8 protein-coding genes are annotated in these 15,597 nt (G+C 67.7%); 1 reads left to right on the forward strand and 7 read right to left on the reverse strand.

Annotated elements, in window-relative coordinates; all coding sequences use genetic code 11:
• Nucleotides 1-79: 79 nt before the first annotated feature.
• From JW876_02295 to JW876_02315, 5 genes are all read right to left on the reverse strand, one after another.
• On the reverse strand, nucleotides 80-2,299 hold the full coding sequence (locus JW876_02295; GenBank protein ID MBN1884341.1) for a hypothetical protein: 2,220 nt from the start codon (nucleotides 2,297-2,299) through the stop codon (nucleotides 80-82).
• A 40-nt stretch (nucleotides 2,300-2,339) separates the two neighbouring features.
• Nucleotides 2,340-4,157, reverse strand: coding sequence for a hypothetical protein (locus JW876_02300; protein MBN1884342.1), 1,818 nt, complete (start codon nucleotides 4,155-4,157; stop codon nucleotides 2,340-2,342).
• A 119-nt stretch (nucleotides 4,158-4,276) separates the two neighbouring features.
• Nucleotides 4,277-6,697 (reverse strand): T9SS type A sorting domain-containing protein, encoded by a 2,421-nt coding sequence (locus JW876_02305; protein MBN1884343.1) that lies wholly within the window; start codon nucleotides 6,695-6,697, stop codon nucleotides 4,277-4,279.
• A 186-nt stretch (nucleotides 6,698-6,883) separates the two neighbouring features.
• Nucleotides 6,884-7,354 carry a hypothetical protein gene (locus JW876_02310; protein MBN1884344.1) on the reverse strand — a complete coding sequence of 157 codons (471 nt, stop codon included), beginning with the start codon at nucleotides 7,352-7,354 and terminating at the stop codon, nucleotides 6,884-6,886.
• Nucleotides 7,323-7,697 carry a hypothetical protein gene (locus tag JW876_02315; GenBank protein ID MBN1884345.1) on the reverse strand — a complete coding sequence of 125 codons (375 nt, stop codon included), beginning with the start codon at nucleotides 7,695-7,697 and terminating at the stop codon, nucleotides 7,323-7,325. Before JW876_02315 ends, JW876_02310 begins: the two co-directional genes overlap by 32 nt.
• 323 nt (nucleotides 7,698-8,020) lie before the next feature.
• Here JW876_02315 and JW876_02320 point away from each other — a divergent pair, with 323 nt between their 5' ends.
• Nucleotides 8,021-14,152 carry a T9SS type A sorting domain-containing protein gene (locus JW876_02320; protein ID MBN1884346.1) on the forward strand — a complete coding sequence of 2,044 codons (6,132 nt, stop codon included), beginning with the start codon at nucleotides 8,021-8,023 and terminating at the stop codon, nucleotides 14,150-14,152.
• Nucleotides 14,153-14,313: 161 nt separating this feature from the next.
• Here the strand turns inward: JW876_02320 and JW876_02325 are convergent, their stop codons facing one another.
• Entirely contained in the window at nucleotides 14,314-14,994 is a 681-nt protein-coding gene (locus JW876_02325; protein MBN1884347.1) for a hypothetical protein, read from the reverse strand.
• Nucleotides 14,995-14,999: 5 nt separating this feature from the next.
• Nucleotides 15,000-15,527: a sigma-70 family RNA polymerase sigma factor gene (locus JW876_02330; GenBank protein ID MBN1884348.1), complete on the reverse strand. Its 528-nt coding sequence runs from the start codon at nucleotides 15,525-15,527 to the stop codon at nucleotides 15,000-15,002.
• Between the last annotated feature and the right edge of the window lie 70 nt (nucleotides 15,528-15,597).

A 15,597-nucleotide genomic window follows, 5' to 3' on the forward strand; every position in this document is an offset into this window, starting at 1 on the left:
ACGGCATGTCCCCCCGGTTGTGCGATCGCTGCGATGTCGCGATTCTCGTTCTATTTGTTGCAGGAATTCCCCGTCCGTGTCAACGAATGAGCACCATCGTACAGGCGCGGGTCTCGCCGCAGGCGCGGAGACGGCAGAAGAATACCCCCGAGGCGGCCGGGCGGCCGCGGTCGTCGAGCCCGTCCCACGCGATCTCGTGACGCCCGCCGGGCAGCGTCCCGCCGGCGAGGATTCTCACGAGCGCGCCGTCCACGCCGTAGATCCGAAGATCGACCCGCCCGGCGCGCGGCAGTCGGAACGAGATCGTCGTCGACGGATTGAACGGGTTCGGCGCGTTCCGCGGGCCGTTCACGAGCGCCGCCGCGGGCAAGCCGTCCTCATCGACGCCCGTCACTCCCCGTTTCACCTCGTCGAGCGCGCGGTCGGCGCTCGCCGCCGAGATCGTCACGTGCTCCTCGTTCGTCTCCGCCCAGTAGAGCGTGTCGAAGGGGGTGATCGCCATGACGGCCGGATCGGCGGCGACGTCGTGGAAGAGATCGGCCGTGTCGAGATCGAGGGCGCTCGTCACGGGGATGAAGCAGTGCGAATCGTAGAGGGCGACGATATCCCCGTAGGGGGCCTCGGTCGAATCCATCTGGGCCATCGAGGCGCGGGTGCCGCCGGGGGCGTCGTCCCAGGGGAGGGTTCCGGACACCGTCACGGCGAGCTCGTCGTCGGACAGCGGCCAGGGGCGGTCGATGAGACCGTCGAAGACGATGTGCGATCCGCCGTCGGGCACGGCCCAGACGTTCCCGACGATGTCGACGAGGAACCCGTTGTAGTCGTAGAGGACGATCTGCTCGCCGGGGACGAACGCGAGCCCCGCGCCGTGGCCGCTTCCGTTCGCGAAGGCGACGAGCCGCGGCGAGGCGGGGTAGCCGCCGACGGCGGCGAGGTCTGCCTCGAAACCGGCCCGCAGCGGATCGCTCTCCCCCGTCGCGCCGGGCGGATCGGTATGGTGGCAGAGGAGCAGCTGCCTTGCCGCCGGGGAGTCGAGCCCGGCGAGGAGCTCGGCGGCCTCGGCCGATTCCACGGAGAAGAAGCTCACCCAGTACTGGAGCCCGAGCGGGATGTCGGCCCCGCGGTGGGGAGCGTCGAAGGAGATGAAGGTGCGCACCCGGTGCCCGCTTCCCGCCGTCTCCATCCAGGCGAGCGCGTAGCGGCCGGCGAGCCCTCCCATGCTCGCCCCGATGAGGGCGAGGTCGCGCGAGGGGGGGATCGCCGCCTGCACCTGCCCGACGAGCTCGGCGACGACGAGGGCGTTGCGCTGGATGTAATCGGTGGCGTCGGCGAAATCGAGGACGACGAGATCGAATCCCTCCGCGCGCGCCCGCTCGATGAGGTTCTCCTGGGCGAGGAGATCGTAGAGCTCCTCCCAGCCCATCGAGTTGTCGATGTCGAATCCCTCGACGACGATCACGGGGTTCTGGAGCCCCGCGAGCGAGTCGGCGAGGTAGACGTAGGCGTCGCCCTCGCCGTATTCCCCGTTCCACGGCACCGAGGCGGTCACGTGCATCGTGTCGTGCGGCGCAGGCGTGGCGAGGGCCGCCACATGGAAGACGAAACCGGCCTCGAGGACCTCGCCGCCGGGCATGATGCAGCGCAGCCGCACTTCCCTGTCGCCGCGCGAGCGGTAGCGGGCCTCGAGGAGGCCGCCGGGCGCCGCCGGGCGCCAGCCGCCGCCGTCCCCGGGGTCGACCTCGATCCGCGCGGGCATCCGCTCAAGGTTGCCGACGACGAGGGCCGGATCGAAGCGGAACCGGACGCGCTCTCCCGAGAAGGTCGTCTCGTCGAGGGGGGCCGCGGCGAAGACCCGTCCCGCGCGCAGCCGTCCCTCGCGGACGGCGGCAGCGATGTCGACCGGTCCGCCGTCGCGGAGAACGACGCGGTCGTACCGCGCGTCGATGATCGCCACGGGGATCCAGCCGGCGCGCGCGGCCTCGCGACCGCGCCGCAGCGTCTCGCCCTGCGCCGGCAGGGCGCCGGCATCGAGCGCGGCGCGCGAGAGCTCGTAGTGTATCTGCTTCCAGGTGCCGAGATCGAGGGCCGGCGAGCCGGGGCTGCCGTCGAAGCGCTCGATCCCCGAAAGTGGGAGGACGAGGTCATAGAGGATGCCGGACGGCACGCGCGCGCGGTCGATAAAGCGGATCGCCGGATCGAGCGCCGGCCGCCGCGGCTGCGCGGCGAACGCCGGCGTCACCGCGAGCGCGAGGAGCGCCGCGACCAGGAGCGGCCATGTCGGATGGGATCCCCTGTTCACATCGACAGTATAGCACACGGGGCAGGGCCCTGTCGCCTGGTCATCCGCCGTCGACGACCGGTCGCCTCCGCTCGATCCTCGGCCGGAGCCGCGCGGGGTCGGGTGCCGGGGCGAGTCGCTTCGCCTCGTGTCCGCGCCGCTTCGCCACGATCCGCCAATCGAAGGCGATGTCCTCGTTTCCCTCTCCGAGCCCCCTCACGACGAACCGGTCGCCGCTCTTCTCCGCGACGTAGAGTGCGCGATCGCCGAGGGGCGTCAGGAAGACGTGGTACCCCGCGCCGGTGTCCACCGTCTGGGCGAAGACGGGATCGATCCGCACCGTCGCCTCGCCTCCGGCGAGCCGATCCTCTCCGACGTCCTCGAACCAGTTCTCCGCGCTCGCCACGGCGTAGACCTCGCGGTGCCCGTAGTCCTGCGTGGGGGCGACGGCGACCAGCGGCCCGGCGCTCCCGAGGGTGCCGTCGGAGTAGACGCCGTACCCGTCGTCCGACTGACCGTAGACGCCGACCGAGTTATTCATTTCCATGGCACCGGTCGTGGCGCTGCCATAGACGCCGATACCGCCGACGCCGTCGTCCGAGCGGATCCCCGCAACGCCGATACCGCCCCCGTTGCTCGGGGAGACGGCCGTCATCGAATACCCGACGATCGTCATGCTCGCCGGGCCGGGATTGTTGTCGTGCACCTCGAGCATCGCGTCCCCGTGGAGGATCTCCGTGTTGATCCCCACGCGTCCGCCGTCGCCGATCACCAGCTTCTCCCCGACCCCCTCGCGGTAGAACTGGAGGGTCCCTTCCACCGGATGGTACTGCAGCCGCCAGCGGAGCTCGCCTCCCACCCTGAAGGCGATCCCGCATCCGTATCCGGACGGAGACTCGACGCAGGCGTATGTTTCACCGTCATCGCGAATGTGGAGCGGAAAGGCCGGCTCATAGACGCCGACACCGAGGTTGCCGTTCTCGTTGATCACGATGCCGCCGGTCGCAGACGGTGGATTGCCGTCCGTGCTCGCCGAGAGGATGATGCCGTTCTGATCGAAGATCACGTCGCGGCGGTTGGAACTTGTTCCCTCGTAGGCGATGATCCCCGGCCAGCCGCCGGGCGTCGAGATGCCGACCTTGCCGCCGGGCAGGTCGAACTGCGCGATGCCGTTCACGTGGAGGGGGAACTGGGGCGCCGTCGTGCCGATGCCGACTCGCGTGCCGTCGTTGTAGATGGTGCTGTCGGCCACCCACCAGGCATCGTCGTGCCGCAATGTGCGGCCGGCCGCGCCGGCGGGGAGCCCCGCCCCTCCCGATGCCGTCAACGATAGCCACGCCGAGCCGTCTGACCCCTCGAAATCGACCCCCGTCCAGCGGATCGTCCCCGGCGCCATGCCGTCCGTGCCGCCGAGCCGGATCGCCCCGTCGACGTCGAGCCTCTCGAGGGGCTCGTGGACGCCGATTCCCACCGGCCCGGCGCCGGGAAACATGTTCTCCGTCCCGAAGACGCCGCCGGCCCCCAGGCTGTACGGCGCCGACGTCAGGGGCACGCGCGGCTCGAGCTCCGCCTCGGCCCCGATGGAGACGCCGAGAAAATAGATGGCGTCGAAGGGGAGCTCGAGCGGCGTCACGTCCCCGAGCAGGACGTTGAAGATCCCCTTGCCCACCGGCACCATCCGGGTCTCTGCCCAGAGCACGCTCCCGCCGAACTCCTCGTCCCAGAGCCGGAAGGTCATCTCGTAGACGCCGTCATCGACGACGACGCCCCCCATGTCGGCGAGCACCCCCTGGTAGTTGACGAGCCGCGGCGGCCCGGCGGCGAGCGGCGCAACCGCGCAGAACGCGACCAGCGCGACGAAGGCGCACATGCGCTTCATGACAATCCTCCCCTGTCGAGTTGTCGGCTGATATTCCCCTGTTCAATCGGGGCAATTATTCTACCATCCAGACCGTCTGTCAAGCGTCGCCCCGTTGCGCGTAACGTGTCGCGCTCCGCCTACCGCAAAAGCACCATCTTGCGGGTCCGCTCGAAATTCCCCGCGCGGAGCCGGTAGAAATACATGCCGCTCGCGACGTCGCGCCCCCCGTCGTCGCGGCCGTCCCACTGGACGGTCCAGACACCGGCGGGGCGCCGCCCCTGAAAGAGCGACCGCACGAGCCGCCCGGCGGCGTCGTAGACGCCCAGTCGCACCGGTCCCGCCTCCCGCAGGCCGAACCGGACGGTCGTCAGGGGATTGAAGGGGTTCGGATAGTTCTGCGCGAGGAAATCCGCCGCGGGCATCGGGTCGTCCCCGGTGACGTCCCCGGGGCCGGTCACCGCGAAGGGGCTTTCGTTGCCGTGGATGTCGACGGCCGACACCTTGTACCAGTACCCGGCCTCCCATGTCCACCCGCCGTCGAAGGCCGTCGTGTCGGGGGTCGAGGTTACGAGATAGCCCTCGCCGGGGACGAAGCCGGAATCCAAGCCGCGGTAGACGCGGTAGCCGGCGAGGTCGATCTCGGCGTTCGGACTCCAGGTGAGGAGCATCCCGTCGGGCGTGTACGACTGGGCCGCCGCGAGGCCGACGGGGGCCTCGGGGGCCAGGTTGTCGACCGAGTAGCCGCTGTCAGGCTCGGAGACCCAGCAGAGGAGCGGGTCGGCGGTGTGGGCGATCACCTGGAAGTAGTGCCGCTCGTCGCAGGCACCGGTCGAGTCGAAGAGGGTGGGCACGACCTCCGCGTAGGATTCGAGATACCAGGCGTCGACCGTCGAGATCAGCTTCCAGTAGAAAGTGCCGGCGGCGGTCTCCTCGACGCGGATCGCCGGAACGTCCCTGTCCGGGGCGTCCCCGGGCGAGTTCGTCAGCGCGGCCGCTCCCGACGCCGCCATGAGGGCTGCCTGCCCCGGATCGATCGCCCGCCAGACGGAATACCTGGTGATGAGCTGCTCCGGCCACGGGTCGAGGCGGCTCGCCTCCCAGGAGAGGTTCACCGAGCCCCCCTGGTCGCCGGGGACGTCGCGAACGGCGGCGATCTCCGGCGCCGGGTAGCCCCAGTAGCCGTTCCGCTCGACCCGCTGCGCGTAGACGTCGCAGGCGTCGCTGCGGCCGTCCTCGTACCACGCCATGTACGCGCCACCGGCCCCGTCCGTGGCGATCGCCGGTTCGGCCTCGGTACCGATGACGGTGCAGAGGGCAACGCCGTTGTCCGCCCACCTGGCGGTTCCCGTGCCATCTATCGCCTGGGCGTAGAGATCGTACTCCATGTCGTTCGCCCGCTGGTCCTGCCAGGCGATGATCGCCCCGCCGGTGCCGTCGGAGACGATCACCGGTATCATCTGGTTATTCGTCTCGTCGCAGACGACGACGCCGTCCGCCGTCCACTGCATGTTTCCGGAGGCGTCGACTCTCTGCGCGTAGATGTCGTCCTGGCCGGAACGGCTGTCCTGCCAGGCGATGATCGCGCCTCTCGCACCGTCGGACGCGATGCGCGGCGTTCGCTGACTGTTCGCCGCCGTGCTCACGGCGACGCCCCCCGAGCCCCACAGGACGTAGCCGTCGGCGACGATCCGCTGCGCGTAGACGTCGTAGCTGACGTCACGCGTGTCGTCCCACGTGAGGATCGCTCCGCCCGCGCCGTCGGGGATGAGTCGTACATCGGACTGGCTGCCGTCCGCCGCGCAGATCACCTCGCCGTCCTCCCACCAGATCTCGTAGCCGTCCGCGTCGATCCGCTGGGCGTAGATGTCGTAGTTCGTTCCGCGGAGATCGTGCCACGCGACGATGCCCCCGCCGGTCCCGTCCGAGACGACCCGGGGATCGTACTGCTGCCCCGTCATCCCGCAGGCGGGCACGCCGTCCGCGGTCCAAAGCATGTTCCCCTCCGCGTCGACCCGCTGCACGTAGATATCCCGATCGGAGCCCCTGAGATCGACCCACGCGATGATCGCGCCTCCGGCGCCGTCCGCCGCGATCGACACGCTGTTCTTGTAGCCCGCCACCTCGCAGACGTACTCGCCGTTCGCCGTCCACAGGGGGTTGCCATCGGCGTCGACCCGCTGCGCCATGACCTTCTCGTAGCCGGTGCGTGCGTCGTACCAGGCGATGATGGCGCCCCCCGCGCCGTCCGAGACGACTTGCTGGCCGTACAGGTTGCTGATGCCTGTCGTACTGATGAGAACACCGTTTTCCGTCCAGAGGGCGCGTCCGCCGCCGCGGCTCAGCCGCTGCGCGTAGATGTCGTAGGTGCCGGAGCGATTGTCTCGCCAGACGACGATCGCGTCACCCGAGGTCAGCGTGGCGACGTCCGCGTTCATCTGGAAACCGGTCGCCGTGCAGACGGGAACGCCCTGCTCGATCCACACTGCGTGGAGCGGCGAGAAAGCGCCGAGCAACGCCAGCGCAACGAGGCAGACGATGAGACGGAGACATGCGCGCATGTTCCTACCCCCCTGGGGATTGAGCGATTTCCCCGGACGGAGCGGGAACGGATTCGCGAACCCGGGCCGCTCCGCGCGCGGAGACGGATCGCCGGCGAACATTGGTTGTTCACATGTATGTGTATTCAGCCGCGTATATCGGAATCATTATAGCATACTTCGGCGCACGGGAGCACGGCGTTTCTTCTACTCGTCTTCCCGCTCCCGCAGTGTCCTGGCAGCATCGACCAGAACCTTCAGGACGATCCTGTCCTTCGCGCGTCCCGCCGCCTTCTTGCTTTCGATGATCCGCTCCAGGGGAAGGACCGGCACCTTCATGCGTCCGAGGGGTATCTTGACGGCGTGCTCGAGCTCGTCGTCGAATGCTTCGAGGCCATCCATGCGAATGACTATGTCGAAGAGTTCGACCCCGTCCCCGGCAATCATCGGTGGATTGCCCGCCACCGGCGGAATGTAACTGCCGTCGAACTTCTTCAGGACGCTCTCCAGCCCGGGATCGGGCAATGTCCTGAACCACAGATCGACGCCCTGCGTTACGACGGGAGCCCCCTGCAGGGCCGCCGCCGACAATCCAACGATCATGAACTGGACCTTTTGGCGGATGAGCTCCTTCAGGAACTCGATCTCACGCTCGCCGAAAATCAATGGATCTGCCACGTCGCAGCGCCCTCCTCAATCGTTCGACGGGTTTCTCGTCGAGCAGGATCAACGTGTGCCTGACGTTGTCGAGATCCGTCCCGGGATGCTCGCGAGCGATACTCGCCGCCTCGGCGGCCAGGGACACCATTCGCTCCCTCGGCGTCGGCGACTCCTCGAGCAGGTCCGATATGGAGATTCCGAGATGGCTGGCGATTCGCACGAGCGATCGCGGCACCACCGTCTTCTTGCGGGCCAACGTGTAGAACGCGTTCCGGCTCACCCCGGCATCCATCAACATGTTCCCGATGGTCGTGCCGTCGTGCCGGCAGAGGGACTCGATCTTCTCAAGCGACAACCTCATGCCAGCATTGTACCATATTATGGTACTGCTGTCAACCGATGACGACGATTGCGTTCGGATTATCGAGCGGCTCCCACATGTCCTTCGGGATACATGACATCCCGGGAAGACTCGTGCGATTCCCGGCCCCTTTTTCCCCGGGTTCGGCGAACAGGATCGCACCCGGGCTCCTTTCGGAAAAAAACATCCTTTTCTCTGTGATTCCACCTCTTCCCGCGTGTTCTCCGGGTGTGAGCGCCGGATTATTTCCGGCCGCGTCCGGCTGCCTTTCCAGGCCGGCATCTCACTTTTCAATCGAACGGTTATACGCGAGGAGGAACCCGATGCGATCGCGCTTTCAACCCGAGCGCTGCCTGAGCGCCCTCGTTCCGGTATTCGTCATCATCCTGCTGTCGGCAGTCCCGGCGCACGCGGCCCTGGCCTTGAACCCCGACAACTGCGCGAGCTACACCGTCATTCCGCAGATGTTCGAGTTCTACCAGTCCGACCTGCAGTGGACCGGCGTGGCCGTGGGCCCGCTGGAGCCGGCCTACGACACGTATCTCGCAGCCTGGAGCGACGAGTACGGGAACGGCGTCAACCTCGGCAATTCAACCTACGACGGTCAGACGAACTTCCTGGTGCGCAACTGGACCACCGCGGAACACGGCTACGTGGAGGTCTTCAACGTCCCGCAGACGAACGCGACATTCGTGATCGACTGGGAGCCCGGGCTCGGCGAGCTGACCCTCGCCCAGGACGTCGCGGTGGCGTACGGCGGAACGGGTTGGGACTGCGGCCTGTTCCGCGTGTGGGACGTGACGCTCACCTCGGGGCAGCACTACGACTTCTCGCTCGAGACGACCCAGCCCGACGACGACGTCCGTATGGCGCTGCTCTACGCCGGGGGCGACGATGTCTGGCTGTCCCGGGGCCAGTCGCTCTGGGAGATGGCGCTCGCCCCGGGCGGCGTGGAGACGACCCATACCTTCCTCGCGCTCGAGTCGGGCACCTACGCCCTCGTGGTCTTCAACAATACCGTGAGCACCGCGGGCGGCACCTACACGCTGAGGGTGGAGGCGGCGAGCCCCGACCCGGAGCCCGACCTCATGGTCTCCTCCATCGCGTTCGAGAACAACTACCAGGACGAGAGCGCGTGGGTCGAGGCCACCATCACCAACATGGGAGGGGCGGCCGCGGGAGCCTCCACGACCTCGCTGAAGGTCGGCGGCACCACGGTCCATACATGGAGCACGGGCGACCTGCCGGCCGGCAACAGCGCGATCGTCGGTTATTACCTCAATCCGCTCCCCGCGGGAGACTACGACATCGAGGTATGCGCGGACATCTACGACACGGTCTCCGAGGCGGACGAGGACAACAACTGCGACATGGACGTACTGACGATGCGCCTCAAACCGGATCTCGTGATCGACCATCTGGACCCCGATACCCATATCGAGGGAAGCGCCGTGACAGCGACGGCCTTCATCTACAACCAGGGGGCCGGAGACGCCGAGATGTCGCGCACCAGCATATCCCTCGACGGAACGATCGTGTGCGGGAATATCAGCACTCCCGTCATCCCCGCCGGGCAGATGGTGTCGGTTTCCTGCAACCTCGGAATACTCTGGCGGGGCACCTTCGACCTTTCCGCCCACGCCAACGTGACCTCGCTTTTTCCCGAGACCAACGGGGGAAACAACACCGCCACGGAACCGCTGGTCATCGAGCCTGCCGCCATGGCGGATCTCGTCATCGACCATATCGAGCCCAACACGGCCGAAGCGAACACGCCGATAACCGTCACCGTATACGTGAGGAACCAGGGGGGCACCGACGCTCCCGCGTCGAGCGCGAGAGCCTGGGTCGACGGTGACATCGCGGCGCCCTGGCTCGACACGCCTCCGGTTCCCGCCGGTCAGACCGTGGCCGCGGAGTCGTTCGTCATCGCCGGGTCGTGGGGCGGCACGATCGAGGTGGAGGCGTTCGCCGACGTCGGCGTGGTCGTGCCCGAGTCGGACGAGGGGAACAACGACCGCCTCGAGACGATAGAGGTCGCGCCCCCGGTCTTCGTGATGGTCTACCCGGACGGCAGCGGCGATTTTCCGACGATACAGGCGGCGGTAAACGCCCTGCCCGCCGGGGTGCGGATCTATCTGGCCGACGGCGTGTTCACCGGCGAGGGCAACCGCGACATCGATTTCAACGGCAAGGAATTCGAGATCAAGAGCCTGACGGGGCACGAGGGCCTTCCCGTGATCGACTGCCAGGGCGGCCCGGAGTACCCCGACCTTCACAGGGCGTTCACCTTCGATTCGGGGCAGTCGCGTTCGGCGAGGCTGTACGGCCTCACCATCATCGGCGGTTGGATGAACTCGGGCGGGGCGGTTTCCATCGGCGACGCGGAACCCACCATACAGCGGTGCATCTTCCGCGACAATCACGCGAACAACAGCGGCGGCGCCCTGACGATATCCTCGTCGGTTCCCGCCTACCCGCTGATCACGCGCTGCACCTTCGTCGGCAACTACGCCCAGGAATCGGGAGCGATCCGGCTCGGCGGCGAGGCATGGCCCGAGGTGGAGAACTGCATCATCGCCTATAACGGCGGGTATTACGGCCCGGTCGGGGTGGAGCCTTACAGCAGCGCGAACATCGCGCTGAGCTGCAGCGACGTGTACGGGAATACCAGCGGGGATTTCGTCCACTTCCTGGACGGCAAGCTGGGCGTCGACGGCAACTTCTCGGCCGACCCGTATTTCTGCGACGCCGGCGGCGATAATTACACCCTGGCACACGATTCTCCCTGCCACAATCTTCAGAATATCGACTGCGGCTGGGTCGGCGCGCTCGAGGAGGGATGCGGCTCCACCGGCCAGCACGTCTACCTGGTCAAGCCCGACGGCACCGGCGACTACCCCACCATCCAGCTCGCCATATACGCCGCCGGTGACGGGGACGTCATCGAGCTCGCCGACGGCGTCTTCACGGGCGGGGGCAACAGGGCGATCGATCTGCTCGGCAAGGCCATCACCATCAGGTCGGCCAGCGGCAACAGCGAGAACTGCATCATCGATCCGCAGGGCACCTCGTCGCAGTTCCAGGGCGGCTTCCGGTTCTACAACGGGGAAGGGCCCGGGACGGTCCTCGAGAGCGTGACGATACGGAACGGCTATTTCGACCACGCCGGCGCCCTCTACTTCGGGGGGAGCGCTCCGACGATAAACAACGTCGTGGTGGAGAACTGCTCCGCGACCATCAGCGGAGGAGCGATCTGGGTGGTCTACGGGTCGAGCCCGGTCTTCAACAACTGCAAGTTCGATTCGAACACCTGCGATCTCACGGGCGGAGTGATCCATGTGGAACCCGGTGACACGGCGACCTTCAACGACTGCAGCTTCGAGGGCAACAGCGCGGCTACCCGGGGGGGAGTCGCGTACGTGGACGACGCCCACGTGACCTTCACGGGCTGCACGTTCCGTGGAAACGACGCCGTGGAGAACGGCGGCGCCGTCTCGTACTGGAACGGGTCGACGGGAGCGGTCACTGACTGCTTCTTCACCGGGAACTCCGCCCACGGCGGGGGAGGGTTCATCTTCGAGGACTGCGCCCCCGCCGTGTCGGGCTGCACATTCGTCGGCAACAGCGCCGCGTGGGGCGGCGCCGGCTACTGCAACTCGGGCGCCAATCCAGCGATCACCGCTTCGACCTTCCACCAGAACTCCGGCACGAACGGCGGGATGGCGATGTCGGTGGTCGGTTCCTTCCCCGTGCTGACCCGCGTGCTTCTCACCGGCCAGTCGGGCACCGGTGACGTGATAGCCTGCGTGAGCGGCTCGGCGGTCGACCTCGACTGCTGCGATCTCTACGGGAACGCCAACGGGGACTACACCGGCTGCCTGAGCGGCCAGCTCGGCGTGGACGGGAACATTTCGGCCGACCCGATGTACTGCCCCGACAACGAACCCGAGGAGTTCGCCATACACTCCCTGTCCCCGTGCGCGGAGGATCAGTCGGCCTGCGGCCTGATCGGGGCCTGGCCGGTGGGATGCGGCCCCCAGACCTACGTCGTGAAGGCCGACGGCTCGGGCGACCATCCCACCATACAGGCGGCGATCGACGCCGCGACCGCCGGAAGCCTGATCCTGCTCTCCGACGGGACCTTCACCGGCAGCGGCAACCGCGACGTCAGCGTGGGGATCCCCTGCACCATCCGGTCGGAGAGCGGCGATCCGGCCGCGTGCGTCATCGACTGCCAGGGGAACGAGACCACACCGCGCCGGGCTCTGACGATACAGAGCGTTACCGGCGGCACGGTGCTGCTCGCCGACCTGACGATACGCAACGGGTGGAGGAACTACGGGGGCGGGGTCCAGGCCAACGCGAGCGACGTCGATATCGACGGCTGCCGCTTCGAGCAGTGCACATCGTCCGACGGCGGGGGCGTCTTCTACACGGACGCGGCCTCGGGCACGGTGACCGATTGCCTGTTCACCGGAAACAGCGCCAGCAACGCGGGCGGCGGCCTGCGCGTCAACCCGGACTGCACCGTACTCGTGCAGGACTGCGATTTCGAGGGCAACTACGGGCACTGGGGAGGCGGCGCGCTGTACGCGTACTACGGGACTCTCTCCGCGTCCGGATGCCTCTTCGACGGGAACGACAGCTACGCCTGGGGCGGTGCGGTGCATTTCGACTACGGCTCGGGCCACGAGATCAACAACTCCACCTTCTACGGAAACGCCGCGCCGAGCGGAGGCGCCATCTACCTGCGCCACGGAGCATCCGTGACGGTGAGCCACTGCATCCTCGCCTCGAGCACCGTCGGAGCGGCCACCTACTGCTCCGTGGACAGCGAGGTGGAGTTCATCTGCAACGACGTCTACGGAAACGCAGGCGGCGACTACAACAACTGCATTGAGGGCCTCGAGGGGGTCGGTGGAAACATCTCGGCGGATCCGATGTTCTGCGACGCCCCGTCCGGAGATTTCGGGCTCAGCGCCGAATCGCCATGCGCCGCCTCGGGGTGCGGCCTCCAGGGCGCGCGCCCGGTGAGCTGCGCCTTCACCCTCAGCGTCGCGGCCGACGGAAGCGGGCAGTACCCGGACATCCAGTCCGCGATAGCGGCCGCTGCCGACGGCGACGTGATCGAGCTGGGCAACGGCACCTACACGGGCGACGGGAACCGCGACCTCGACACGCAGGGCAAGCGGATACGGATCCGGTCGGGGAGCGGGACGGCCGAGCTGGTGGTCATAGACTGCGAGGGCAGCGCCGCCGGCCCGCACCGGGCCTTCAATTTCCAGTCGGGCGAGACCGGTGATACGATCCTCGAGAACTTCACGATCCTCAACGGCCACGCCGCAACCGGCGGCGGCATACGGTGCTCCGGCGCTTCGCCGGCGATATTCAACGTCCGGTTCGCTGGTTGCACGGCCGATACGGACGGCGGCGGGCTCGGGTGCGTCGACCATTCCTCGCCCGCGCTGACCGAGGTCGTCTTCGACGGCTGCTCGGCCGGCGAGAAGGGAGGGGGGCTGTACGCGACGGACTTCTCGTCGCCGGTCATGCTGGGCTGCATATTCGACGGCAACCAGGCGGTCACGCGAGGCGGCGGCGCGATATTCACGGTGAACAGCTTCCCCACACTCGACGCGTGCGTCTTCGAAGGCAACACGGCCGGATACGGTGGCGGCCTCGCCGTCGTCTACTCGTACGGCCCGGTGACCGGTTGCAGCTTCTTCGGCAACACCGCTTCGGAGGGCGGGGGGATGTACCTGCGCGGCAACGTGCAGGCCACCTTCACCGGGTGCTCGGTGGCGGGCAACACGACCACCGGAGGCGGCGGCGCCGTGTCGGTCCTCGTCAACGCCGACCCCGTGTTCGAGAACTGCCTGCTGGCCTACGACCATGACGGCCCCGGCGTCCACGTCGACGAGACGAGCACGGCCTCGTTCTCGTGCTCGGACATCTACGGCAATGCGGGCGGAGACTGGACGGGCTCCATCGCGGGTCAACTCGGCGTCTCGGGCAACATCTCGGAGAACCCGCTGCTGTGCGGCCTGTCCACGGGCGACCTGACCGTCGGCGACAGCTCGCCGTGCCTCCCCGCCGGCAACAGCTGCGGCGTGCAGATCGGCGCCCACGGCGAGGGGTGCTCGATTACGGGGGTCGAGGACGCCGACGTGCCCAGTGCGAGCTTCCTCGAGCAGAACTATCCCAACCCCTTCAACCCGATCACGAGGATACGCCTCGGGCTCGCCCGCCCGGAACGGGTGAGCCTGCGGATCTACGACGTCGCCGGCCGCCGGATACGGACGCTGCTGAGCGATCGCGAGCTGGAGGCGGGAGTGCACACCTGCGTCTGGGACGGCAAGAGCGACAACGGCCGTACGGTGGCCTCGGGAATCTATTTCTACAAGCTCAGGGCGGGCGCGTTCACGGCGTCGCGCAAGATGATCCTGCTGAGATGATCCGGACTTCAGGGCGGCGGCCTAGGGGAGGGCCGGTCCCGGGACCTTCGATGTCTCCGGGGCCGGCCTTTTTCCGTGCCGTTACCGGACCGCGCCGCGGAAGGCATCTCCTCCGTGCGGGGAAGATCGGGTTACGTCCGTCGGGAAGGGGATGCGGACCGCTATTCGCCGTCCGCAACTGGAAGGTCGATGGAAGCCGGGGCGGAGCGACCGGTCTCGTCCCCCCTCGTCAGCGCGATGACCCGCCAGAAGACCGTGGCCGCCGTCCCCGCCGGGAGCATCGATCGTTGCAGCACCAGGACGGTGTCCGGCGAGGGTCCGAAGCCGGCGATCTCCTCGAGATCGGCGTTCCTGACGCGTACGAGGTATGCATCGGCCCCGTCGAGGGAGCGCCACGACAGCATGACCGCGCCGTCGTCCACGGTCCGCGGCGCGAGGAGCGACACCGGCCTCGACGCGGGAGGTGCTTCGCCCTCGCCGCGCAGAACCGGCGCCCGATCGGTCCAAGGCGACCACCAGAGCACCGCCGCGACGATCAGCACGGATGCCGCGGTCGCCAGGACCGGCCTCGAGACGAGTATGCCGGCGAGACGGGCCGGGCGCGAACGCTGCTCCCTGCCGCCGGGATCGGTGCCGGCGGCCGTCGCGTCCCGCATGAAGGCTTCGAGGCGCGCGTCGGCGTCGATCGGATCCGAGCCCGCCGCCGCTTCCCCGGCCATGAAGCTCCGGTAGAGCAGGAGCATGCTCGAACAGCGCGGGCACTCCTCGAGGTGCCGCCGACGCGGCGAATCGGGCGGGAGCGCCAGGACCTCTTCTATCGATTCCGGGTCGATACATTTCATGGCGATTATCCCTTGTTCATGGCGGCGCGCAACTTGCGCCTGGATGTCTGCAAGACACCCCGGGCGCCCGAAGCCGATTCGATGCCGAGCAGCTCGGTGATCTCGTCGACCGGCACCTTCTCGAAACACCGCAGCCAGACGGCCCGCTGCTCGAGGGGATCAAGCGTCTTCCTGATCAGCTCGAGCATCCTCTCCTCGTCCTCCCGTTCCTCGACGTCCCGGTCGGGCAGGATCCAGCCGCCGGGCAGCGACTCCGGGTCGGCTTCGCTGCAGTCCCACAGCCTGACCGATCGGAGCGCATTGAGGCACCGGTTGCGCGCGATCGTGAACAGCCAGCAGGAGAACTCCGAAGTGTGCCGGTACCTGCCGATGGCCTCGTAGGCCTTCAGCAGGACTTCCTGGCTCATGTCGAGCGCGCGTTCGTGCTCGCCGACGTAGCGGTAGCACATCAGGTAGACCCGCCGCCTGTACCGGCCGAAAAGCGCCTCCGCCGCCGACCTGCCCGCCTCGGAGTCCGGGCCCTCCTGTATCATCAGGATCAGGTCTTCGTCGGTACGCGCGTCCGGCTCTCTCTTGTTGTTAAACACCTGCATGGCAAAGAAA

Source organism: Candidatus Krumholzibacteriota bacterium, from assembly GCA_016931295.1.
GTDB lineage: Bacteria > Krumholzibacteriota > Krumholzibacteriia > Krumholzibacteriales > Krumholzibacteriaceae > JAFGEZ01.

Excerpts from the sequence above, each read along its gene's own strand:
- JW876_02300 (MBN1884342.1), bottom strand. The coding sequence starts at position 4,157 with ATGAAGCGCATGTGCGCCTTCGTCGCGCTGGTCGCGTTCTGCGCGGTT.
- JW876_02305 (MBN1884343.1), bottom strand. The coding sequence starts at position 6,697 with ATGCGCGCATGTCTCCGTCTCATCGTCTGCCTCGTTGCGCTGGCGTTG.
- JW876_02315 (MBN1884345.1), bottom strand. The coding sequence starts at position 7,697 with ATGAGGTTGTCGCTTGAGAAGATCGAGTCCCTCTGCCGGCACGACGGC.
- JW876_02320 (MBN1884346.1), top strand. The coding sequence starts at position 8,021 with ATGCGATCGCGCTTTCAACCCGAGCGCTGCCTGAGCGCCCTCGTTCCG.
- JW876_02325 (MBN1884347.1), bottom strand. The coding sequence starts at position 14,994 with ATGAAATGTATCGACCCGGAATCGATAGAAGAGGTCCTGGCGCTCCCG.
- JW876_02330 (MBN1884348.1), bottom strand. The coding sequence starts at position 15,527 with ATGATACAGGAGGGCCCGGACTCCGAGGCGGGCAGGTCGGCGGCGGAG.